General features: G+C 58.5%; 21 protein-coding genes and 1 pseudogene. 12 read left to right on the top strand and 10 right to left on the bottom strand.

Features of this window, described 5'->3' with window-relative positions:
* Positions 1-270 precede the first annotated feature (270 nt).
* The 7 genes from AXG89_RS40550 to AXG89_RS42700 all read right to left on the bottom strand — a co-directional run bounded on the left by AXG89_RS40550 (position 271) and on the right by AXG89_RS42700 (position 6,423).
* Positions 271-669, bottom strand: a complete 399-nt coding sequence (locus AXG89_RS40550; protein WP_075357682.1) for a VOC family protein — start codon at positions 667-669, stop codon at positions 271-273.
* An 83-nt stretch (positions 670-752) separates the two neighbouring features.
* On the bottom strand, positions 753-1,448 hold the full coding sequence (locus tag AXG89_RS40545; RefSeq protein ID WP_075357510.1) for a CTP synthase C-terminal region-related (seleno)protein: 696 nt from the start codon (positions 1,446-1,448) through the stop codon (positions 753-755).
* A gap of 276 nt (positions 1,449-1,724) precedes the next feature.
* A complete protein-coding gene (locus AXG89_RS40540) occupies positions 1,725-2,675 on the bottom strand; it encodes an alpha/beta hydrolase family protein (protein ID WP_075357511.1) in 951 nt (316 codons plus the stop codon).
* Positions 2,676-2,752: 77 nt separating this feature from the next.
* Positions 2,753-3,682, bottom strand: a complete 930-nt coding sequence (locus AXG89_RS40535; RefSeq protein WP_075357512.1) for an AEC family transporter — start codon at positions 3,680-3,682, stop codon at positions 2,753-2,755.
* Positions 3,679-4,566, bottom strand: a complete 888-nt coding sequence (locus tag AXG89_RS40530) for an NAD(P)-dependent oxidoreductase (RefSeq protein ID WP_075357513.1) — start codon at positions 4,564-4,566, stop codon at positions 3,679-3,681. Before AXG89_RS40530 ends, AXG89_RS40535 begins: the two co-directional genes overlap by 4 nt.
* 285 nt (positions 4,567-4,851) lie before the next feature.
* Complete coding sequence (locus tag AXG89_RS40525; RefSeq protein WP_075357514.1) at positions 4,852-6,210, bottom strand: CoA transferase; 1,359 nt, start codon at positions 6,208-6,210, stop codon at positions 4,852-4,854.
* Positions 6,211-6,234: 24 nt separating this feature from the next.
* The gene (locus AXG89_RS42700; RefSeq protein ID WP_162916230.1) at positions 6,235-6,423 is read right to left on the bottom strand and encodes a hypothetical protein; all 189 of its coding nucleotides are present in this window, start codon (positions 6,421-6,423) and stop codon (positions 6,235-6,237) included.
* A gap of 115 nt (positions 6,424-6,538) precedes the next feature.
* On the opposite strand from AXG89_RS42700, the gene AXG89_RS40520 reads away from it, so the two are divergent.
* Positions 6,539-7,561, top strand: a complete 1,023-nt coding sequence (locus AXG89_RS40520; protein ID WP_236873639.1) for a citrate synthase — start codon at positions 6,539-6,541, stop codon at positions 7,559-7,561.
* Between the two features lie 217 nt (positions 7,562-7,778).
* Here the strand turns inward: AXG89_RS40520 and AXG89_RS40515 are convergent, their stop codons facing one another.
* Both AXG89_RS40515 and AXG89_RS40510 read right to left on the bottom strand, forming a co-directional pair.
* Positions 7,779-9,245 (bottom strand): sodium:solute symporter family protein, encoded by a 1,467-nt coding sequence (locus AXG89_RS40515; protein WP_075357516.1) that lies wholly within the window; start codon positions 9,243-9,245, stop codon positions 7,779-7,781.
* Positions 9,242-9,457, bottom strand: a complete 216-nt coding sequence (locus tag AXG89_RS40510; RefSeq protein ID WP_062001782.1) for a DUF3311 domain-containing protein — start codon at positions 9,455-9,457, stop codon at positions 9,242-9,244. The genes AXG89_RS40515 and AXG89_RS40510 overlap by 4 nt, the downstream gene beginning before the upstream one ends.
* 812 nt (positions 9,458-10,269) lie before the next feature.
* On the opposite strand from AXG89_RS40510, the gene xdhA reads away from it, so the two are divergent.
* The 3 genes from xdhA to xdhC are packed head-to-tail and all read left to right on the top strand — an operon-like array spanning position 10,270 to position 14,733.
* Positions 10,270-11,775: a xanthine dehydrogenase small subunit gene (gene xdhA / locus AXG89_RS40505; RefSeq protein WP_075357517.1), complete on the top strand. Its 1,506-nt coding sequence runs from the start codon at positions 10,270-10,272 to the stop codon at positions 11,773-11,775.
* A 26-nt stretch (positions 11,776-11,801) separates the two neighbouring features.
* On the top strand, positions 11,802-14,180 hold the full coding sequence (gene xdhB / locus AXG89_RS40500) for a xanthine dehydrogenase molybdopterin binding subunit (RefSeq protein ID WP_075357518.1): 2,379 nt from the start codon (positions 11,802-11,804) through the stop codon (positions 14,178-14,180).
* A gap of 13 nt (positions 14,181-14,193) precedes the next feature.
* Positions 14,194-14,733, top strand: a complete 540-nt coding sequence (gene xdhC, locus AXG89_RS40495; protein ID WP_075357519.1) for a xanthine dehydrogenase accessory protein XdhC — start codon at positions 14,194-14,196, stop codon at positions 14,731-14,733.
* A gap of 20 nt (positions 14,734-14,753) precedes the next feature.
* Here xdhC and AXG89_RS42695 read toward each other — a convergent pair whose 3' ends face one another.
* Positions 14,754-14,972 carry a hypothetical protein gene (locus AXG89_RS42695; protein WP_143325514.1) on the bottom strand — a complete coding sequence of 73 codons (219 nt, stop codon included), beginning with the start codon at positions 14,970-14,972 and terminating at the stop codon, positions 14,754-14,756.
* Between the two features lie 182 nt (positions 14,973-15,154).
* On the opposite strand from AXG89_RS42695, the gene AXG89_RS40490 reads away from it, so the two are divergent.
* The 8 genes and pseudogenes from AXG89_RS40490 (at position 15,155) to AXG89_RS40455 (ending at position 22,759) form a co-directional block, all read left to right on the top strand.
* Positions 15,155-15,841 (top strand): cytochrome b, encoded by a 687-nt coding sequence (locus AXG89_RS40490; RefSeq protein ID WP_236873638.1) that lies wholly within the window; start codon positions 15,155-15,157, stop codon positions 15,839-15,841.
* A gap of 130 nt (positions 15,842-15,971) precedes the next feature.
* Positions 15,972-16,398, top strand: a pseudogene (locus AXG89_RS40485) (VIT1/CCC1 transporter family protein); the annotation flags it as partial.
* Between the two features lie 317 nt (positions 16,399-16,715).
* Complete coding sequence (locus AXG89_RS40480) at positions 16,716-17,255, top strand: hypothetical protein (protein WP_075357523.1); 540 nt, start codon at positions 16,716-16,718, stop codon at positions 17,253-17,255.
* Positions 17,252-17,914, top strand: a complete 663-nt coding sequence (locus AXG89_RS40475) for a response regulator transcription factor (RefSeq protein ID WP_075357524.1) — start codon at positions 17,252-17,254, stop codon at positions 17,912-17,914. The genes AXG89_RS40480 and AXG89_RS40475 overlap by 4 nt, the downstream gene beginning before the upstream one ends.
* Positions 17,890-19,341, top strand: a complete 1,452-nt coding sequence (locus tag AXG89_RS40470; protein WP_075357525.1) for an ATP-binding protein — start codon at positions 17,890-17,892, stop codon at positions 19,339-19,341. Before AXG89_RS40475 ends, AXG89_RS40470 begins: the two co-directional genes overlap by 25 nt.
* 712 nt (positions 19,342-20,053) lie before the next feature.
* Complete coding sequence (locus tag AXG89_RS40465) at positions 20,054-20,734, top strand: SOS response-associated peptidase (protein ID WP_083637587.1); 681 nt, start codon at positions 20,054-20,056, stop codon at positions 20,732-20,734.
* A 146-nt stretch (positions 20,735-20,880) separates the two neighbouring features.
* Positions 20,881-21,087, top strand: a complete 207-nt coding sequence (locus tag AXG89_RS40460) for a hypothetical protein (protein ID WP_075357527.1) — start codon at positions 20,881-20,883, stop codon at positions 21,085-21,087.
* Between the two features lie 535 nt (positions 21,088-21,622).
* Positions 21,623-22,759 (top strand): hypothetical protein, encoded by a 1,137-nt coding sequence (locus AXG89_RS40455; protein WP_075357528.1) that lies wholly within the window; start codon positions 21,623-21,625, stop codon positions 22,757-22,759.
* Positions 22,760-22,811 lie beyond the last annotated feature (52 nt).

The following is a 22,811-nucleotide window of genomic DNA, read 5'->3' as shown; positions in this document are numbered from 1 at the left end:
CGGCGACCGAATCTGGTTGATTATTGACACGGATGGATCCGCCGAAATCCGCTTGACGAACGCTTTTGATCAGAAGCGATGGGCACGTCGTCGATCGCGCGGTGTCGTTTTGGCGCGTTTTCCTCGGGGCGTTGCTGTTGCGCGGAAGGCAGATCTTTTCCATTGATAAGTTCACGACGCTCATATCTTGTGTCTTGGTATAGCGCACAAGAAAAAGCCGAGATGAAATATTGACGGCTGAAGCAGGTGTTTTGCAACTGCGTGTTCTCGCTATGGTTGCATTGCGTCGTGACAACAAACGCAAATCTTGTTTCTGTCCGGGTCTCGAAAGTATGCGCCATAGTAGTGCGGGTGATACTGGGGCCTCAAGCCGGGTGCGCCTTCACATGAGCCTCCAGTCGCGAGAGCACTGGCGTGCGCGTTATTGACTGCGCTGCGATCAGGAGCAAGCAACGCGATCATGTGGCCATTTCCACTGCGTGCCGAATCGCCGTCATATGGCCGGCCGATCAGGAACAGCGGACGGGGGGTGGACGCCGCCATCCATCCCGCCCATTGTTTATCTCTCTCACAAAACTTCAACTGGAGTCGCAGATCTCCCAGAACTGCTGAGTAAAACGTAAAGGCACGTTCAAAGTCGGTAATACCCACGAATACGTGTGAAATCATTGTCATGTTCCTTGCAACAGGCGTTGGTCCCCGGCTGCGATCTCCTTAGTCCAAGGTAGCTCTGCGGTGCAATATGCGTGACGTCATGCTGCGCATGCCGATACGAACGCGTTGACGATCGGTGCAGGCTGCTCCCTGAGCGCTGCGCGCTCGGGTTGAAAAAGTGTCGCAACGAAAAACGGATGTTGAACCATTTCGATAACACGTACGTCGCCTGCCGCATCGTCTCCGGCGACCCGTAACGGGCCTGAAACCAGCGACGTTCTGAACTCGGGGTTAAGTCCATAGCGACAACGGTAGCCCTCCGCTATTTCGCTGACTCCATAGGCGGCAGCGATGTGAGTGCCTGGAAACAAACGCACGAGATCCATGGTTTCAACCAAGGCGCATTCAAGTGGTGAAATCACTGCGCGCGCGGCGCCCGGCGCCGTTTCCGCATGTTCTGCATCCGCCCAGCCAAGCACGTTGCGAGCGTACTCAATGATGGCATGCTGAAATCCCCCGCAGGTACCCAGGAACGGGGTTGCGCTTTCTCGGGCGTGGCGAATGGCAAGGAGTGCGCCTTCCATGTTTTGGTAAGGACTCGCGGGGGTACACCAAATTCCATCGAACGAAGCGATACGCGAAACCGATGCGATTTCGACAGTGGGAATCCATTCAAAATCGACTTCGATCTGCATCGTGTCGGCCGCACGCTTTAAAGCGTGCGGAATAGCCAGGTGAGCCGGCACCGAGTCATCATAGTCACCGACCAGGGCGACAGTAACTTTTGTTTGCATCCTTTTTGCTCTCTTCATTGATCTGCAAAGTGCGAGTACAGCGTGGTCTGCCCTTCGCGCCCTGCTGTGACTTCGAATTTTTCGAGACCATGCCAACGCACACATTCTAGCGGACGGCCGACTTAGAGAGTTCCCTTGATGTTCATGGAGTCCGCGCAGAATAGCTACCATTATTGATGCGTTACTTCCTGAAAGGCGTGAAGCGTCGACAAGCTGCAGTAACGGCCTCGTCTCGGTCTGCATCGCGGTCTCGTTTTTGCTCTTGCAAAGAGCAAGTCATCGGGCACCAGTCTTGACGATAAACCCCGCAAGGTCCGTACGCACCGAGCGGGCTTTCAGCCATTCGAGCGGGATCTGCCATAGCGAAGCTTCGAAGCGGCTATGGAAAAATGCAAAGTGTCCTATCTCGGGATACCCCATCGTTTCCGGGGCAATACGCAAATGGGTAATCGGGCTGTTCCGGAAGTAGGCGAGCAAACGTTCGATTGCCGAAGCCGTGCCGAATTCGTCATCGGTTACGCTGAGTGCGAGCATGGATCCATGAAACGTCGCAAAGCCCTCGACAAGTTTCGCCCGCTCCTCCTCCGTCAACGCATGGGGACCATTCCGGAACGCATCCTCGAAACGGGGTTCGCGCGCAGTCCAGTCGCGTACCACCCCGCGCGGCGTGTCTTCCATCCAGCCGAGCATGCCACCGGGAAAATAGCCGAGAATGGCCGTGAATGCCGGCATGACTGCGTGCCATTTTATCAGCATGCCTAATCGTTTATGACTGGCATAGTCGCGCCAGTGAGCGAATTGGGCGCCCATGGTGAAAACGCGGTCGATCAGATGATTGGATGGGGCCAGTCCTACCAGAACGCCGCCTATGCTATGCGCGACGACCTGCACGGGCTGGTGAGGAAACGTGCTGAATGCCATCTGCAATACCGCTTCGAAATCAAGACGTCCCCAGTCCAGCCATCCTGCTTGCAAGCAGCGGAGGGACGCCGGGCGCGAACCGCCTATGCCTCGATAATCATAGGTAACGACGTTGAATCCGTGCTTACACAAGAACGCGGCGAAGCGTGAGTAATAGCTGCATCGGACCGATGTGGCGGGGTTGATGATGACCACGGGCCGGGGTCCGCCAGCATCAGGCGCGTCGTGATGGAGCCATATCTGGCCCTTCAGCGGGTAGCCGTCCTCCGCATGTATCGTGATCGGCGCAGGCTGGACCTCATTCATTTTTTTCTCTTCTGTGAGGGTTTAGCGGATAGCTCGAATACCTGTTCATCGATTCGCTCTTCCAGGTCAGGCAAGTCTCAATGAAGAACGAGCCACGCTGCACACGGAAAGGTACCCACGCTGGCAATGGTAGACAGGAGAATGGCCGCCGACACCCGCGGCGGATCGGCCTCATACCGTTGCGCGAGCACGTAGATATTTCCGGCTGAGGGCAAGGACGCGATCAGAACGCCTGCCTGTACCCAGAACGGTTCAAGCTTCAAAACGTACTTGAGAACAAGCCATGTCAACAGCGGATAAAAAAACAGTTTTACGAGACTGATCAGGCATGCGGCGACGGCGGTGTTCCGGTCCAGACGCTGCAAGGCGAGGGCGCCGCCGAGCGCGAAGAGCGCCGTCGGACCGGCTGCGCCGCCCAAAAACGCGAGGAAGCGCGTTACCGCTTCAGGCAGTGCGACGTCCGTGCCTGCAAGCACGGCGCCCAACACGATTGCAGCAACGACCGGATTGAACACCGTACCCCGAAGGATCAGCGAAACGATGCCATGCCGGGCGTTGCCATTCGCGCCCATGAGCACGCCGCCGAGCGAAAGGAGCACCATGATCTCTGCGAGGATCGCCATCGCCAGCGGGCCCGCCCCACGCTCGCCGAAAAAGGCGAGCATCAATGGCGGCCCGAGAAAACCCAGGTTGCTGACGGTGGCCGTGGTCGCATGCGCGCCCGCCGCCGCGACCGTGCGCGCAGCGACCAAACGAGATGCGAGCAGAACCAGCACGAAGACGATTACGCCAGATGTAAGGTAGCCCGCATAGAAGCGCGGATTAAACGTCTGACGCAGCGGCTGCGCCGCGATGAGCCGCAGAACCAGCGCTGGAAGCGCAAAACGAAACGAGAATACGTTGAGCGCATCCAGTGCGCCCGAGGTCAGGAGATGCGCACGCGTGGCTGCCCATCCCACTCCGATGACTCCGAAGACCGGCAAGCTGAGCAGAAAGAAGCCGATCATTCTTGCAGGCCGCTGCGCGCTTCGATTGCCGTGAGCACAGCGACCATGTCGGCCTCCCCGAGACCAAGTGCCAGTGTTTCGCCATAGAGTGCGTGGCAGACGTCCAGCAGCGGCGAGGCAATACCGTTCTCACGCGCCGCCTCGGCGATCAGGCGGTTGTTTTCCAGCACGTTGGAGATCGCGGCCTGAACCGCGAAATTCCGGTCGATGAGTTTCGGCGCCTTTACGCGAGATACATCGCTTGCCATCGGCCCGGCATTCAGTACGGCGAGGAATTGGCTGAGATCTAGGCCGTTGCGCTCGGCGAAATGCACGGCTTCGGCTAGCCCGGTGACGAGTGCGATCAGGAACAGGTTGACCGACAGCTTCATCAGAAGGGCGTTGGGAACAGGTCCGCACACCATGGTCTCGCGGCAAATGGGAGCGAGCAGCGGACGGAGCGCTTCCACGGTAACCGCGTCGCCGGCAAGCATGGCGACAAGTTGCCCCGCTTCGGCAGGCTTGCGCGATCCCGAGACGGGCGCCTCGACGTAGCGCCCGCCGGCCGAGCGGATCTCGGCCTCCAGGCCACGTGAATAGGCCGGAGAGGTCGTGCCCATGTGGACGATCGTACGGTCGCGTACGCGGGATGCGAAGTCAAGACCGCCACGGTCGAGTACCGCGTCAATGGCGGCGCCATCGACCAGCATCAGAATGACCGTCGAGGAGCGCGCAAATACCTCGCCCGCATCTCGTGCAACCCATGCGCCGGCAGCGGCAAGCGTCCCGGTCTTCGCCTGAGTGCGATTCCAGACCACGAGCGGCGTGCCGACTGTAGCCAGGTTCAGCGCCATGGCTTCTCCCATTGCGCCGAGCCCGATGAAACCGACCGTCTGTATTGTCATGGTCTTCCGTCAATCACTTGGGTGCATCGCACTGTATTCCTCACTTTCGAATTAGAAAAACGATATTTTTTGATATCTCACATTACAATACATAATACGTCCGTTGCGCGTAATCCCGACATCAACCTTCTTTGAACTTTCGTAAGGGGCGGCGAGCCATCAGACCAAGCGGCTTGAGCGATCGTCCGATTGGTATCAATGAGGTGGCCATTGCAGTCGCTGCCAATTCGCCGCCAGCTCGCGAAATCTCTCAACGTCCGGGACACAAAACGACGGCTGCTCGCTTTACCAACCCGGTGCGGCAGAGCCCAGGCGCGATGCCGGAAGCCGCCAGGCCAGAGCTACGCCGTTCACTGACACAGGCGATCTGCAGCGTTTCGCCGGTCCCCATTCTGTCTGCTCGAGCGAAGCGCAAAAGTCGCCGTTGCTTATAGTCAAACCCTCAGCCGCACTTGGCGTCCGAGGCAGGTCGATCAACGACTGCGCGGTTCGCGCAAGCGATAGCCTGGCCGTCGTTGCCCGATTTTCTGTGAGGCGCCAGATAAAAGACCGGACCACAGCCGCAGCCATCAGATAGCCAGTTGCCTGGTCGATCGCTTGAACGGGCAGCGGCACCGGACGATCCGCCTGTTTCCATTGCATGCCGCCATGCGCAATTCCTGAGCTCATCTGCACCAGGCTGTCAAAGCCTCGGCGGCCACTCCACGGACCGCTCCATCCATAGGCGTCGAGTGACACATCGATGAGTCCCGGGTTGATTGCGCGGCGTGCGGCTTCTGTGTAGCCCAGTTGATCGAGGGCGTCGGGCCGATAACCATGAACCAACACATCGGCCTTCGACAATGACTGCTCGAATATCTCCCGACCATGTGGCGTTTCAAGGTCCAGTCGTGCACAGCGCTTGCCGAGCGTGACCTCGGGTATCAAAGCCGGCTCGTCCCATCCCGGTGGATCGATTCTCAAGACGTCCGCACCATATCCCGCAAGAAAGCGGGTTGCGACCGGACCCGCAAGAACGCGGGTCAGGTCGAGCACTTTCATGCCTGCAAGCGGTCTCGCTTCTTCAGGCTGCCACGCTGGCGGGTCGGTCGCAGCGGCGACGGACGACAACGCAATCAGCGGCTCAGACGCCACTGCCTTGCCTTGAGGATGGGCCTTCCATGCGTCGCTTGTTCGCATCGCGGCGGCACAGCCTTGCTGCTCGACGACCGCAGTTTCGAGTTCTTCGGCGGACCAGCCTGCGACGGCGCCTGCCACGGCAGACTTGTTGTCGGCACATTGCAGCGCACTCAGCGCCGCCGCTTTGTGATGAGGCGCGTTGGTATGAAGTCTGATCCAGCCATCGCGGGTTCGATAGTCCCCGGCGATCGTGTCCCAGGCGGCGGGCAAGGTCCAGCCAACGGGTTGAACTGACCAGCCGAACCAGAGCGAAGCAAGTCTTCGGTCGATGACGACCTCGGGCGCGCGGTCAAGCTGCATCTTGAGCAATTCCCCGATCGCGACGCCGGCTGCCGCTATTGCTTCAGCGGCAAAGTCGGCGACAGGGAACGCAGAAGTGAGTTCGCCCGAGCCTTCCAAGGTGACACGCGTCAGCGCATCGGTGGGGAATTGAAGCGCCTGTAAGGCGGTCTCCAGAAATCTCATCGATAAATTCGTCACGCTGCCCTCCTAAAAAAAGCCGATTGCCGCCGCAACGGTTGTCGTCAAGCTGCCGCGAATTCCGATATCAAAAGACTGCGCAGCTGTTTCGACGCCCAGCATAAACTTGATAAAGTTGACGTCAATCTTGATTTGAATCGTCAATGTCAACACGGTGATTACGATGGGCTGGATTACGGCAGCAGAAGCACTTGGCATTTTGGGCGTCCGTCCGCAGACGCTTTACGCAAACGTAAGCAGGGGGAAAATCCGCGCGCAACCGGACAAGGCTGATAGCCGCCGCAGCCTCTACCATCGCGAGGACGTACTGCGAATGGCAAAGCGTAGCAACGGTCGAAGGAAAGTCGAGACGGTCGCCGCCCAAGCCATTGAGTGGGGTGACCCTGTGCTGCCGTCGGCCATATCCACGGTGATCGATGGACGGCTCTGGTATCGCGGTCTGGACGCTGTTGCGCTTTCAGGAACAGCCTCGCTGGAAGACGTCGCCGCTTTGCTGTGGGACTGCCCGGAGGCGCCCCGTTTGCGACCCGCGACCAAGGGCGATCGTGTCATTCATGGCCGTGGCGGTTCCGGTGGCGCCTTGCGTGCGGGACTCATTGCGTTGTCGGAGCGAAGCGCAAACGACCTGCCGTCAATAGGCTGTGCGCTGCCCGTTCTCCGCGAAGAGGCGGCAAGCGTGCTCGTGACCTTAGCCCAGGCGATGCTTGGAAACGAAGAGTCAAGCGGCGACCGCCCGCTGAGCGAACATATCTCGACCTTATGGGCACGCAGGGACGCGGAGGACATGATTCGCCGTGCGCTTGTCCTGCTTGCAGACCATGAACTGAATGCATCCACGTTTGCCGCGCGCGTGACTATTTCGACGGGCGCTTCCCTGGCGGCAGGGATGCTTGCGGGGCTTGCGTCACTGACCGGTCCACTCCACGGGAGAGCGTCGCTGGCGCTCAATGCGCTGATCGCATCGACAGAGCGTCTTGGCGTTGAGCAAGCCGTACGCGAATGGCTGGCGCAGGGACGGACGTTACCGGGGTTCGGACACCCGCTTTATCCGGACGGCGACGTTCGGGCCGCCGCGTTGCTGGAGTTGCTGCCAACGCGTAGGGCTTATACGGAACTCCTGGGCTATGTGGCGCGTTCTGTTGGTGAAGCGCCTAATATCGACTTCGCGCTCGCCGTCATTGCCGAGACATTCGACTTGCCAGCCGAGGCGCCGTTTATCCTGTTCGCGCTTGGCCGGTGCGTCGGGTGGCTCGCACACGCGCTGGAGCAAGTGGAAGCGCATCGTCTGATCCGTCCGCGGGCACGTTATGTCGGCGTCGTGCCGGACGTTGAATAGATGCAGGTTGCGTATCCGACATCCGGCGATCGAGGAGACGGGATATGGTGACCGCAAGAGGTGCAGGGATCGCTATCGCGTCGCAGAATCAGCGCATAGCGTTATTCGGGAATCCTGCGCTCTGCCTGTCAGATGCGATGACGTGGCTTGGTAAGGCGAATATCTGTTCCGATCAACCGCGTCAGCGCCATGTCTGGTCGTCAAGCAGCCCCGAGCGTTACGCGTGCTCTTGAGCAAGCGCTCGCGACTGCGTCAGACCGCTTACCAAACCGAACACCACGATATTCACGGCGAGTGCAAGTAACCCAATATTCGCATCCTTGATCGAATCGGGAAAAGAAGGGAACATCGTTCCGATGCTTAGATGCATCGTAGTGGTAACGACGACCACCGCCACCCCTGCCACGATACCGCTCATCGCGCCATATTTTGTCGCTCGTGTCTGATGCATGAGACTCGCGATCAGCGCGGGAAACAGTTGAGTGACGAAGCTGTAGCCCATCAAGAGAAGTGACACGATCGTCGAGCCGCCTTGAAGCGTGAACCAGATCGCGACCAGGGCAACGACGGGGACCAACCATCTCGCGAGCTTGCCAACCTGCGTATCGGACGCCTGGCGATTTATTGCGCCGCGGTAAATATCATTTGCAAGAAGCGTTGAGGCGGACGTGAGAATCATCGAGCCGGGAACAAGCGCCGTCAGTACACCGGCGGCTCCGATGACGCCGACAACCCAAGGATCAAATGTCTGGATCGACAGCCGGAAAAGAGACAGGTCAATGTCACCGCCCGTCAGACCCGGAACCTTGAGTGTCGCTGCAAATCCGACGAAGAATACGAACAAAAGGATGAGCTGATAGATCGGCAGAATGATGGCATTGCGCCGGAAGGTCCTCTCCTCCCGAGCGGTAAAAACGGAACCGAAGGTGTGCGGCCACATGAAAAAACCGAGCGCCGTAAGCAGCACAGTGGATTGAAACCACGAAACGCTCGATCCTTTGGCGGGAAACGTGAGGAAGCCCGGTTTCGCAATGTCGATGGCGTGAAACATCGCGCCTATGCCGCCATAGAGGTGGTACGGAAGGTATATCCCGAGCACCAGTACTACGGTGAGGATCAGGATGTCCTTCACCACGGAATTCCATGCCGAACCCCGCACGCCGGAAAGAATCACATACGCGGTGACTACCAGAGCGCCGATCCAGACCGCAGTGGTCGAAGAGATCGCCCCATAAGACGCGGTGGCCACAATGATGCCCAACCCCTTGAGTTGCAGCACGAGATACGGAATGAGAGCAACGACGCCCACGACCGCGACAAGTACGCCGAGGGCCGGGCTGTCGTATTTGCGGGCGAAGTAGTGAGGCTGTGAAACAAGTCGATGCTGTTTCGCGTAACGCCAGATCGGTGGCAGCATCCAGTAAGAAAGAATATAGGCGAGCGTCCCGTAGGCGAGAATGTAGTAGACGGGTGCGCCCTTGCCGTACGCGAAGCCGCTCCCGCCGAGAAAAGTGAAGGTCGTATAGATCTCGCCTGCCATGAGCAGAAAAACAAACGCGGTGCCAAAGCTGCGGCCTCCAACCGTCCATTGCTCAAGATCCATGTCATGTCCGCGACGCGCGCGGACTCCGAGATAAAGCGCAAACAGGGTCGCCGCGGCAATGATGAATAATGCGCTGCTCATGACCGCACCTCGCCTACGTGATCAATCGGCCCTCGGTTTGCCGGATCAAGGCGATAAATGATCCCCATGATGACCGCGCTCAATACGATCCAGATGACGATCCATGCGAGAACGAATGGCATGCCGAGAATCAGTGGCTCAACGTGGTTCGCGAATGGAACGCCTACCAGGATGCCGATAAACGGAAGTGCAGCCATGATTCGGAAAAGCATGATGGACGGCTCCTTGAGCAAGCGCGGCCGATGCCGGCGGGCACCGCAGCGTGGCTAACTGTATGCCTGCTTCATCCATGTCGTAAAGCTAATCAAAATTATGTAGGGCGATCGAAAGGCAGTAGTACGGTCGCTGGTAGAAGGTCAAGTGTCGGATTCAAAAGACGTATTTTCGACAACTGCTTTACGCAAATGACGCCGCGTTGTTATACCGCCCAAGTCTAAAAATCCCTGCCATGTTGCGTTGCGGCTAAATCGAAATGCCGAGATGCAGGCCAATCAGCAGAGCGGCATCCTCGTGCGATTGCAGGTGCATTCCTTCCAAAGCCACGCGCAGTCAACACATGTCATTTCGCACATAGACTTGTTGCTCTCCCAAGGATGGGTTGCGCGACCGGATCCCGATATGGTCTGGTTGCGCAGTCCGAAAGGCTGTGACGACCCACATCGATATGGGGGGACACGCATGACTTCCGCCAACGGATCGCCTCATGCCTGCACGCGAATGGCTGACGCGAAAATATCTGAAGCGTTGATGTCCGAACCCGAAGTCATGTTGCAGCGTTTTTCATGCACCGCTGGCGTCAACATAAGGAGATTCCCGGCGCGACCGAATATGGCCGTTATCGCCCTGGCAATATAACGCGCATTTCCCCGTGGCTATGGGTTCTGCCTTTTGATGGTGGTACTTTTCGGAGCGTCACTGCGGCGCGGTTCAGACCGACTGGTAGAAGCCGTAGCAGCGATGCAGCGATAACGCTACAACGACCCCCAAAAAAAGCCGCAGCGCAAACCAACGCGAGCACAGAGACATGAGCCAGCCCATCCGCTTCTACCACCGCAACGCGATCCGCGAAGTCAGCGACGCGCCCGTCACCCAGACCGTGCTCCAGTATCTGCGCGAAGACGCGCGTTGCACGGGCACGAAAGAAGGCTGCGCCGAAGGCGATTGCGGTGCGTGCACGGTGGTACTGGGCGAGCCCGACGACGCGGGCGGCCTCAAGTTCAAAGCTGTCAACGCGTGCATCCAGTTTCTGCCGACACTCGACGGTAAAGCGTTGTTCACCGTAGAAGATCTGCGTCAGCCGGACGGATCGCTGCATCCGGTGCAAGAAGCGATGGTCGAATGCCACGGCTCGCAGTGTGGCTTCTGCACGCCTGGTTTCGTGATGTCGATGTGGTCGTTATACGAAAAGCACGGCCACGAACATTCATGCGCGACCAAATCCGTACCGTCGCGCGCCGACATCTCTAACGCGTTAACGGGCAATTTGTGCCGATGCACCGGCTACCGTCCCATCGTCGACGCGGCGGTGCGGATGTTTGAATTGCCTGCGCCAAAAGCGCCAGTGGATATCGCTGCAATCGCTCGTACCCTCGCAACGCTTGAACGCGAAGACACTTTTAGCTACCAACATGCGGGCCAACGTTTTGACGCGCCAAGCACCGTCGACGAACTCGCCCGCATCAAGGCTGCACAACCGTCGACGCGAATCCTCGCTGGCAGCACCGACATCGGCCTGTGGGTCACGAAACTGATGCGCGATCTCGGCGACATTGTGTACGTCGGACGAATAGGCGCACTGCAGAAAATCGAAACGTCGGACAACTGGATTGAAATCGGCGCAGGAGTCTCGGTAGAACGCGCGTATGAAGAGCTCGCGAAGCACTATCCCGAGCTGACGGAAATGTGGAAGCGCTTCGCTTCGCTGCCGATCCGCAACGCCGGTACGCTCGGCGGCAACATTGCGAACGGTTCACCCATTGGCGACTCGATGCCCGGCCTGATCGCGCTGGGCGCGCATGTGATAGTTCGCGGAAACGACGTCGGGCGCGTCATGCCGCTTGAAGACCTGTACCTCGCGTATCAGAAGAAAGACATGGCGGAACACGAGTTCGTTCTCGGACTGAAAGTGCCGACGCGCACTGGGTCGCGCGCGAATCTGCAGTTTCGCACTTACAAGTTGTCGAAGCGATTCGACTCGGATATCTCAGCCGTTTGCGCGGCGCTTTCGTTTGTCGCCGACGACAACATGATTCGCGATCCACGCATCGCGTTCGGCGGAATGGCTGCGACCCCAAAGCGCGCGACGCACGTCGAAGCGGTGCTGCGCGATGCTGAGTGGCACGAGGCCACTGCACAGGCAGCGATGGCCGCGCTCGCGAACGACTACGCGCCGTTGTCCGACATGCGCGCGTCGAGCGACTACCGGCTCGAAGCCGCGAAGAACACGTTGCATCGTTTCTGGCTCGAGACGCGACCGGACAATCCGTTGCCAAAAGCCGCGATCGACGTGCGCGCGGTCATTGCTTCCTGAACGTCAAGGACACGGAGAACAATAGAATGAACCAGCAAGCAGAACCGTTTCTGAGGGACATGAAGGAAGCACAGGACCTTCTCGAAGGAAACTTTACACAGGTCCACGTTTCCCGGCCGCACGAATCCGCGCATCTGCATGTCAGCGGCCGCGCAACCTACACTGATGACATTCCGGTGGTCGCCGGCACGCTGCACGCAGCGCTCGGATTGTCGGCAAAGGCGCACGCGAAGATCGTATCGATGTCGTTCGATGCCGTGCGGGCGACGCCCGGCGTTGTCGCCGTCTTCACTGCCGACGACATCCCCGGCGCGAATGACGTCGGCCCGATCATTCATGGTGACGATCCGATCCTCGCCGACGGAGTCGTGCAATTCGTCGGCCAGCCCATGTTCATTGTCGTCGCGATGTCGCACGACATTGCCCGGCGCGCTGCACGCCGGGCGGAGGTCGTCTACGAGGAATTGCCGGCGATCCTCACGCCGCAACAGGCACGTGCGGCCGACTCCAGGGTGCTGCCCCCGATGAAACTCGCGCGTGGTGACGCCGCCGCGAAGATCGAGTGGGCCGCGCATCGCGAAACAGGCGAAATGTTGCTCGGCGGCCAGGAGCAGTTTTACCTGGAAGGTCAGATTTCGTACGCCGTGCCGAAGGACGACGACGGCATGCATGTATGGTGCTCGACACAGCATCCGTCGGAAATGCAACACATGGTCGCCCACATGCTCGACGTCGCGTCGCACAACGTGTTGGTCGAATGCAGGCGGATGGGTGGCGGTTTCGGCGGCAAGGAGTCGCAATCGGGCCTGTTCGCGTGCTGCGCGGCGCTTGCCGCATGGAAGCTCCAGTGCCCCGTGAAATTGAGGCCCGACCGGGATGACGACATGATGGTCACCGGCAAGCGTCACGATTTTCATTACACGTATGAAGTCGGTTATGACGACACCGGTTTGATCGACGGCGTGTCTGTTGACATGACGTCGCGTTGCGGTTTTTCAGCCGACCTTTCGGGCCCGGTAATGACGCGCGCGCTGTGTCACTTCGACAATGCGTACTGGCTTCCGCACGTGTCCATTGACGGCTTCTGCGGCAAGACGAACACGCAGTCGAATACTGCGTTTCGCGGCTTCGGCGGACCGCAGGGCGCGTTCGCGATCGAATATATCGTCGATAACGTCGCGCGCTCCTTGGGGCTGGATGCGCTCGACGTACGCCGCCGCAATCTTTACGGAAAGACCGAGCACAACGTAACGCCATACGGTCAGGCGGTCGAAGACAATGTGATCCACGAATTGCTCGACGAGCTGGAAGCCACGAGCAACTACCGCGCGCGTCGAGAAGCCGTTCGGGAATTCAACGCGAACAATGACGTGCTTAAAAAGGGCCTCGCGTTGACGCCGGTGAAGTTCGGCATCGCGTTCAACGTAACTCACTTCAACCAGGCCGGCGCACTGGTGCACATCTATACCGACGGCTCGGTTCTCGTGAACCACGGCGGTACGGAAATGGGTCAAGGGCTTAACACGAAGGTTGCGCAGGTAGTCGCGCACGAGCTCGGCATACGTTTCAATCGTGTACGCGTTACGGCGACTGATACGAGCAAAGTTGCGAACACGTCGGCGACTGCGGCATCGACAGGAAGCGATCTGAACGGAAAAGCTGCGCAAGACGCCGCCCGGCAATTGCGCGAACGGCTGGCCGCGCTGGCCGCGGAGCACTATGGCAAAGGACAGGTCGACGCGCGCGATGTGCGTTTCGTCGACGACCGGATTGTAGTTGGCGACGCGGCGATCCCTTTCGACGAGGTGATCATGCAGGCTTACCGTGCGCGGGTGCAACTGTGGTCCGACGGCTTCTACAAGACGCCGAAGCTCTACTGGGACCAGACGAAAATGCAAGGCCGGCCGTTCTCCTACTACTCATATGGAGCCGCGGTCTCCGAAGTAGTGATCGATACGCTGACCGGCGAAATGCGCGTGCTGCGCGCCGATGCGTTGCACGATGTAGGCGCGTCGCTGAATCCTGCCCTGGATGTGGGACAGGTGGAGGGCGGATTTATTCAGGGAATGGGCTGGCTCACGACCGAGGAATTGTGGTGGAACGCAAACGGCAAACTGATGACCCATGCACCGTCGACGTACAAGATCCCGACCGTCAATGATTGCCCGCCTGTGTTCGATGTCCGGTTGTTCAAGAACCGCAATGTGGAAGACAGCATCCACAGGTCGAAGGCTGTCGGCGAACCGCCTTTGCTGCTGCCGTTTTCGGTGTTCTTCGCGATCCGCGATGCGGTGGCGAGCGTCGGCAATTACACAGTGAACCCGCCGATGAACGCGCCCGCGACCAGCGAGGAAATCTTGAAAGCGGTGGGTGCCGTTCGCGCGGCAGTTGCTGCAGCGGGTTGATTGCAGGCTCGCTATGGAAATCATTCCGAGACCCGAGGTTATCAGCGCTCGCCGCGCGTGGCCGTCCGTACCACCGACCCATATCGTCCTGTTTGGCGCGGGGCACGTCGGTCATGCGCTTGTTACCTTGCTCGGAATGCTGCCTTGCGTGGTGCAATGGGTCGATGCCCGCGACGAACTGTTCCCTGATCAAGTGCCCGCCAACGTGCAAATCGAGGCGACCGATTCGCCGGATGCCATTGTGGATTCGGCGCCGCCCGGCGCCTATTTCCTGGTGATGACGCATGACCATTCGCTGGATTTTTCTCTGGCGTATCGGATCATGCGTCGCACCGATTTCGCTTACTTCGGCATGATCGGGTCGAACACGAAACGCGTGAAGTTCGAGCGGAGGTTGATTGATCGTGGTGTGGACGCCGAGCGATTGACGGAGATGATTTGCCCGATCGGCGTTGAAGGAATCGTCGATAAAGCGCCTGGGTCCATTGCGGTCTCGGTCTGTGCGCAGTTGATGCAGGTCAGGTCGGCGGTTAATTCTTGTTCCGGGTCTTAGCGGTCACTTGAACCAATTCGTCAGTTGGCGTTGAGGCCAAGCTGGCGCGACAGTGTGCTACCGATGTCGCCGAGCCGATCGGCGGGATCGAAATGGCGCTCGTCGCGCTGACCGACAACGCGCGCATCGAGGTGAAGATTATCCAGCCGTTGCGATTTCAAATCGGAAACGGGGTCGACCCGCGCTCCAGGCCGGGAAATCCGCCTGACTATTCGGGCCGGAGCCGTCGCGACGGACATTCACGTGTTAAGCCACAGCCGCCTATCCTGATCACATGTCGTCATCAAACCAGGAAGCTGGATGGGACTTGATGCCTACCGTTCAATTGAATAGTGAATCTGGCTGCTTTCGATCATAGATAGACATTCAAGGATACAATTAGCGCGCTTACATAGGTTTGCATGAACGTAAGCATTGCTACGTGAAATGGATCGATGCTTGGATATTGCAAGCTGAACCTCAGAATCCCGCGCGCTACTATGCCTTTCCTAAGTATCTGGGCGCAAGCTTCCGGGTCCAGCCGGACCTTTCAGGACATGTCAATATGCGGCAGAACTCCTCGACCACACCCTCTGCGTATGGCCGCACCGCACGTTTTTTTCACTCGGCCACCGTGCTGCTTCTTGCGAGCCAATTTGCGATTGCGTGGACCATGCCCGATGTTCATCGCGGCACCCAGCCGGTCGGTCTGATCGCTTGGCATTTGTCGGTTGGCATGCTTATCCTGCTGCTGGTGGCCGTGCGAATCGTTTGGCGCTTCACGCATCCGGCGCCCCGCGAGTTGCCAGGCATCCCCCGTCCATTAGCGGCGGTTGCGCGCCTCACACACTGGATGCTTTATCTCCTACTGATAGCACTGCCGCTCATGGGATGGGCCAACGCCTCGTCCAGAGGGTGGCCGAGCTTCCTGGGCACTCTCTTGCCGTTGCCGGCGCTTTCGCCGGAAGGATCGCCATTCGGACACTCGCTTGGCGATTGGCATAAGATTTTTGCCTGGGTTCTGCTCGCGCTTGTTGTAATGCACGCGGCCGCTGCGGTTTTCCATCATTTTGTTCTTCGCGACGCCACCCTTCGACGCATGTTTCCCACATCGCGTGATAGCGCATAGTAAGCCGCCGAGTGCGTGATGAGAAATACTTTCATTCGCACTCAAGCGTGGTCGAAGGGTTGTAGCGTCTCTATGCATACGTGCCCGTTATTCTGCGAATCTTTCAATCACGGAACTGCGGAGACTCAGCATGGCATCAAAATCCGAGCTCAGACGATTTCGCAGCAACTTGTCCGGTGAACTCGACAGCGCCGCGCTCTACGAAACACTTGCCGGCGCTGAGCACGATAGCGAACGCAAGCAGGTTTATGCGAAACTTGCGGCATCGGAGCGCGACCATGCGCGCGTCTGGTCCGAGAAACTGCGCGCCAACGGCGTGAGCGTGCGCACCTGCCAGAACCATTTTGCTGACTGCATTTGCCGGACTCGTGGCCGGAGCTTGTTCCATGGCGCTTGGGGAATGGCTGTCGGTCACGAACGCACGCGAACTCGCGCGTACGCAGATCGCGAAAGAAGCCGACGAACTCGAACATACGCCCGACGCGGAGCGACACGAACTCGCGCTGATCTATCAGTCGAAGGGGCTCGGCGCCGCAGAGGCGCGTCGCAGCGCAAATCATGAAGGCAAATTCTGATCGGCATGGTAGCGGCAGGGTTTACGTTCGGTGTTGGCAAGCTGCTGGGCGTGTCGATGTCCTGAGATCAACTTACCCAGGCCCGGCTGCTTTCGCATGCTATGTAAGCCTCTGCTAATTATTGTTTCGCCTTCTGAACCTATGATGAGGCGTGGGTCGACTTCGGAGTGGGGAGGCCAACAATGAATACGAACCCCGACTGTTAAGGTAAGACAGGCCGGCCCACCCGTCTACGCCGACGCGTCCCCCGTCGGCGTGTTGCAAGCACAATGTTTCAACAGGTTCGAAGGTGCGGCGTCATGTCAAACGGTTGGCTGGATGGAGTGGGGGCCGTTGCCGGGATCTTGCTCGGCGTCGCGATTCCCGCACAGGAGGCCATACGCGCGCGTAAAGCATTCGGCGCGCATCTGGCTGAGCGCATCCGCGAAACTACGGATGCTTTCGATTTTGCAGAAGCGCTCGCACGGCAAGCGTTGTACGCTATAAGCGGGCCGGCGCGTGAACGCGCCCGTTTCGCTGCGGCTTACAACCGCTCGTATATCGAGCATATCTTGAGACGCGTGGATGCCGCCGCCAATAACGCGGTGAAAAACATACCCGAAGACACAGCCGGTTTCATCATTGCGACGGCGCACGCTCGAGCCAGCATGCGCGATTTCTTCGACAACCTTTCGGCCGCGAATTTGACTACGTCCTCGCCGTCCGCGCTGCGCGGCTTGTTCGATCGCCTTGGCAGTGACCTGCGCGAGCTCCACACTGCAGGTGACCGTATGCTGAAGATGCGGCATGTTGGACTCGCGGCTATCGGCATGTGCCGCGCATTCTGGGATCCCCGATGAGAGTGTTGCTGGTTGAAGACGACTGGATGATCGGCGAGGTGGTCAGGGACGCGTTGAAGGACGCGTCATGCGGGGTGGACTGGGTGCGCGATGGACATCAGGCGCTAAGCGCCGTCAAGGTTCACTCCTACGAAGCCGTCCTGCTCGACCTTGGCTTGCCGAGGGCCGACGGCATGAGCGTCCTGAGCGCCATTCGCGCCAGCGACAATGCCACCCCAGTCCTGATCATCACGGCGCGTGACGGCGTCGCCGACCGCATTCGCGGGCTGGACAGCGGGGCCGACGATTACGTTCTCAAGCCGTTTGAAATGTCCGAAGTGCTCGCGCGCTTGCGTGCGATTGTGCGGCGGCGTGCGGGCGTCGCTGCGCCCGTGCTGACCAATGGCATCATGTCGCTGGATCCTGCCACCCATGAAGCGTGCTCGCCAGGGATATCGTTACGGCTTTCAGGACGCGAATTTGCGTTGCTGCATGCGTTGATGATTCGTCCCGGTGCGATCCTGTCGCGCACCGAACTCGAGGACCGCATCTACGGCTGGAACGAAGAGGTTGAAAGCAATGCAGTTGAATTTCTGATTCACTCGCTGCGACGAAAACTCGGCAGCGATACGATCAAAAATGTCAGGGGTGTCGGATGGATGGTATCGAAAGGCGGGTAGGGCAGTCGCTCCAGTTGCGCTTGTCCATGTGGCTCGCAATTGCCGTTCTTTTGAGTGCCGTCGCGGCAGGCATTTTTTCGTTCAAGGCCGCGTTCCACGAAGCCAACGAGATCCAGGATCAGCAGCTCAAGGAAGTGGCTACGCTCGTCACGGCGGAAAATGTGGACTCCATGGCGGAAGGCTCCGTGCATTATGTGCCGGAGTTCGAGCCGGAGGCGAAGGTCGTAGTGCAAAAGCTAGGCAACGTCAACACGCAGCGCCTGCTCGACTTGCCCCCTACGCTGTCTGATGGCATGAGGACGCTGACTCTCGGCAACCGCGAATGGCGCGTTGTGGTCCGCACACTGGCGCCGGGTACCCGCGTAGCCGTTGGCCAGCAGACTTCCGATAGAAACGAAATCGCCCGCAATAGTGCTGTCGCCACGCTAATTCCGTTTCTTGTACTGGCGCCGGTGTTGGTCGGGGTCGTGTTCCTGTTGGTCAGGCATATGTTCAAGCCCCTCGCGCGGCTTGCCGCAGAACTCGATGTCCGCCCTGATCACGATCTTTCAGAAATACGGGTTACCGGCGACCCGCAGCTTCCGGCCGAGATCGTGCCATTTCTTGTTGCCAATAACCGCATGCTCGCGCGCGTTGCCCAGTCGGTTGCGCTCCAGCGGCGTTTCATAGCCGACGCAGCGCATGAATTGCGCTCGCCGCTTACCGTGCTTTTGCTGCAGGCAGAGCGGCTGGATTTGTCGGAAATGTCGACGCAGGCGCGCGAACGCTTTACTGCCTTGAGCAATGGCCTCACGCGCACGCGCGCGCTCGTCGAGCAGTTGCTGACGCTCGCGCACGCGCAGGAGGGCGACGGCATTGAGGCGAATCTCAGCCCGGTCGCGCCGGCATTTCGCCGCGTGCTCGAAGACCTGATTCCGCTTGCGCAGGCGCGCCAGATCGATATTGGCGTGACCGGAGATTCAGACGTTTGGGTCCCCGCCAACGAAGCGGACCTGGGCACGGTGCTAAAGAACCTCGTCGATAACGCAATCCGCTATACGCCGGCGGGCGGGCGCGTGGACTTGTCGGTGCATACGAAGGACGGTCGTACGTCGATCGTTGTCGAAGACAACGGTCCGGGCATTCCCGAGGAAGAACGCGCGCGGGTGTTCGACCGATTTTATCGTGTGCTTGGCTCGGGGCAAAGCGGGTCTGGGCTTGGGTTGTCAATTGTGCAGACGATCGCGACCCGGATAGGCGCATCACTTGCGCTAGGAGACGCAGTCTGGAGTGAGCGCGGCGGCCTTCGCGTCACATTGACTTTTTCGATAGTGGATCAGGCCAGTGCATCTCTTGAACCAGGTCATAAGCGCCCCAATGAGCCGGGAGCCTGTAGCGTAGTGTCAAACCGTCACCCTTGCGGGACAGGGCTGCAAGAGGATCGGTGACGTTTTGAGCGCCGCGCATGACGGGGTAGAGGACGGATGTCAATTTTCGAGTGAAGGGCCAGAGGGAATGTCGACAAGGGCGATGATGCGCGCCATTTCGGAGGCGAACCTACTTCACTCTGATTCGCTGATTTCCGCGACGTTCTTTGATTAGTAACCCAAAGCAGTTTTCCGAGATCTTGCAAGATGGTGCGAGCTGCTGACTGGTCAAATTGAAATTCTCGCACTATTTGCAAAAGGGGTCGGTCGAGATCGACTCAGGTCACGGATATATGAGCGCTGCCCGATAGATGATCCCAGCTTCGAGTCCCGGGACGTGCAAGTTGGACCAGAGCTGGAACGGCTCCGAAGTAAGATTTCCCGGCGGCCGTCTAGGGACGTAAGCGCCTCCTAAGTCTGAAGCCCTAAGCTTGTTGTCTCTCAGTTGTCCGGGCCTCGTGGTTTGGTCAACACTTTACGGCGTGGAAAGTTCACGCCGTTTTTTTGTCCCTTCTGCTGTCGGCGGGTACATTTACCGTCCCTAGGCATTGATAGGTCGAGGGTGCTTGTTCGTCGGATCCTCCCTGGGTACGTCGAACAGGCTATGAGCGACTCGGAAACCGAGGAATTACTGCAAACGGACCGTCGGCGGTATTGACTACGCGCGATGCGCCACATCCGATACGTTAGAACTCGACTAGCATGGAATAACGAATAGGACATTGAGGTTCAAATGGTTAGGCGGTATTCGCGTGCCCGTGATGCAGCAATTTATACGCTACCGATGTTTGGCAAAGACCTTTTCGCGGAGGTGCTGTTTCCTCAATCCTGGAACATTGCTCCCGGAACGGTTCAACCCGTAATATATTGCGGCGGACCGACGTCCGCCCGCTGGGGGTTCGTACCTGTCTTTGCAGGTACGAGACGACCTATGCTAACAAGCTGTCGTCTTGACGACAAAAACTCAGAGACATGGAAAACGATGTGTCGAATTGCACGTCTCATCGTTCCGGCAGATGGTTGGTACGAATGGTTGGCGACGGATGGTGTCGAACAGCCCTACTTCATAAAACCAAAAGATGGCGGCCCCGTGTTCTTGGCGGCGTTGAGTAGTTATTCATTCGACGAAGAAGCCCAGGCGACCGACGGATTTGTGATGGTGTCGAGCAGTACGGACGTCGGGATCGTTAACAGTCATTCGCATCGACCCGTCGTCTTGAATGCATTCGATGCCGTCCGATGGTTGCATCCAAAGACTACGTTTGGCCTCGCGAAGAAGATAGCGGCTGATTCAATAATGCCAAGGCAAATGTTCCGGTCATTTGAGGTGAGCGTTGGCGTGAACAGTGTTCGCAACGATGAGCCTGCATTCAATGATCCGCTGTCCGATGGCATCGCTATGTCCCTTAAATGACATTCGAACGTGCAGGTCGAAGTACATCAAGCGATGGCGTTCGATGCCGCAATGCTGATTCAAAACATTAAATAATGAAGAACTCGACACTATTAGAATTGCGTTCGAGAGCGAGAGCGCTTCAGAACAGATCAAGAATAAGCGCGATGGATGACGTTGATTTTTTCGTTTCTGTGATGGGGCTCATCAATGATACGGAGCGAGCGTTCGAGGGGATTGAGCAGGCGACTTGTTTGTTATCTCAGGCCTCGTCGTATGCGACGAGTGCGCATATGGAACTGGCACTCGCGGCGATTCAGGCTCTGTTCGTGACCATCGGTTGCTCAGGGGATGATCCGGAGGCGCATCTTTAGACTCGAGTCATGGCGCTGCGTCCAAGGTGGTGTGTGTAGCGTTACAACAAGAGAGCACGCGCCTCCATATCCTACTGGCGAAAGGCCGTGACGGGCATCGATGATGCGAGCGTGGACGTCGTCTGTTTACCGGGAATCAGGGACATCCGGTTACGTACGCGTGCCGCGTTCTTTCAGCTTGATTATTGCAACATTAACGCCCGGTATCGAGCTAAGCGTCCCTTAAGGGAGCCTCAAGCATCGTACGTCGGCGCACTGTCTATTGCGCTGCTTCAACATCCCCGATCCGATCAACTTGCGTGATTCCTATCAGATGGTCTTTCCGGACAACCAGGAGATTGTCCCGGATTTTTAATTGTCGGGTCTGATCGGCGATAAGCAATTGATGTATTAAACGCATTAACGTCGCGAAGTTTTTAAATAACCATGAGCATTTTTTCTGAGTGTTGATCCAATGCTTCCCGTTGATCGATTTGACGGCAGGCGCGCATGCCGGTCAGCTGGGAATACCCAATTGCGATTTCAGGAGACAAAAATGAAAAGACGGATAAAGCAATACGGCGCATCAGTCGCTGCCGGATCGATGGTCGCTCTGCTGCTCGCCGCGTGCGGTGGCTCGGACAACGGCGGCGGTTCGACGCCCCATCTGATAACCAACATTGCGGTGCCCAACTCAGTAAGCCCTGCGTTCAGTTTCGACATCAGCTACGCAGACCAGGGCAAATACTTCTTGGCGGACCGGAACAACAAGGCCATCGATGTCGTGGATACGACCACCAACAAGCTCATCGCACAGATACCGGGTGGTTTTGCCGGCAATGGCGCAACAACCACGGATTCCGGGCCGGATGGCCTGATAGGCTTGCCAGGGACGAGCACGCTGTATGCGGGTGACGTCAATGGCGTCAAGGTTTTCAATACTTCTAGTCAGACTCTTACTAAGTCCATCCCGATCGCGACCACGGGTAATCGCACCGATGAAGGGTGCTTCGATCCGGACGACCACCTCGTTGCAGTGGCGAATCCGGCAGACACGCCACCATTCCTTACGTTCATCAACACGGACACGCAGGCTGTCGTGTCGAAGCTGAACTTCAACGGTTCGTCGGGCCTCGAGGCATGCGAGTACGACGCCAGCACGAAGAGCTTCCTGATCAACAACGACGGTACGGCAGTCAATCCGGACGGCGAGCTTGACCTCATCCCCGCGAGCTCGGTGACCGCGGGACAACCAGCTGTGACGAAAGCTTTTCCCCTCGGCGCGTGCGCACCAGCCGGACTTGCACTCGGACCGAATCAGGATGTCATGGTGGGCTGCGATCCTGGCGCCGGCGATCCGCTGATAACACTGATCCTCGACCGCACGAGTGGCGCTGTGCTGGCCAAATTACCGTTTGGCGGCGTCGACCAGATCGCCTATGACAAAACATCGAATCGCTATTTCCTGCCCGCGCGACATTGGGTGACGAGCGGCACGGCGGCGGCATCGGGATTCACCCCGGAGATGGCGATTGTAGATGGCACTAGGCGGACGATCGTCGCTCAGGTCGCTGTTGGCACAGGTGCACATTCGGTCGCGGTCGATGGTCCGTCAGGCCAGGTCTATGTGCCGTTCCAAGCGGGCAGCGCGGCGTTCCCGAACGGCGGTATCTCAGTGTTCTCTGTGCATTGAATGCAACGTGAGTGCGTCGCTTCGTGCTGCATGCCGGCGACGCACTTGACCG

The sequence above is a fragment of the Burkholderia sp. PAMC 26561 genome, assembly GCF_001557535.2.
Classification (GTDB): Bacteria; Pseudomonadota; Gammaproteobacteria; order Burkholderiales; family Burkholderiaceae; genus Caballeronia.
The sequence above is the reverse complement of the archived record's forward strand: the minus strand, read 5'-3'. Positions and strand labels throughout refer to the sequence as shown.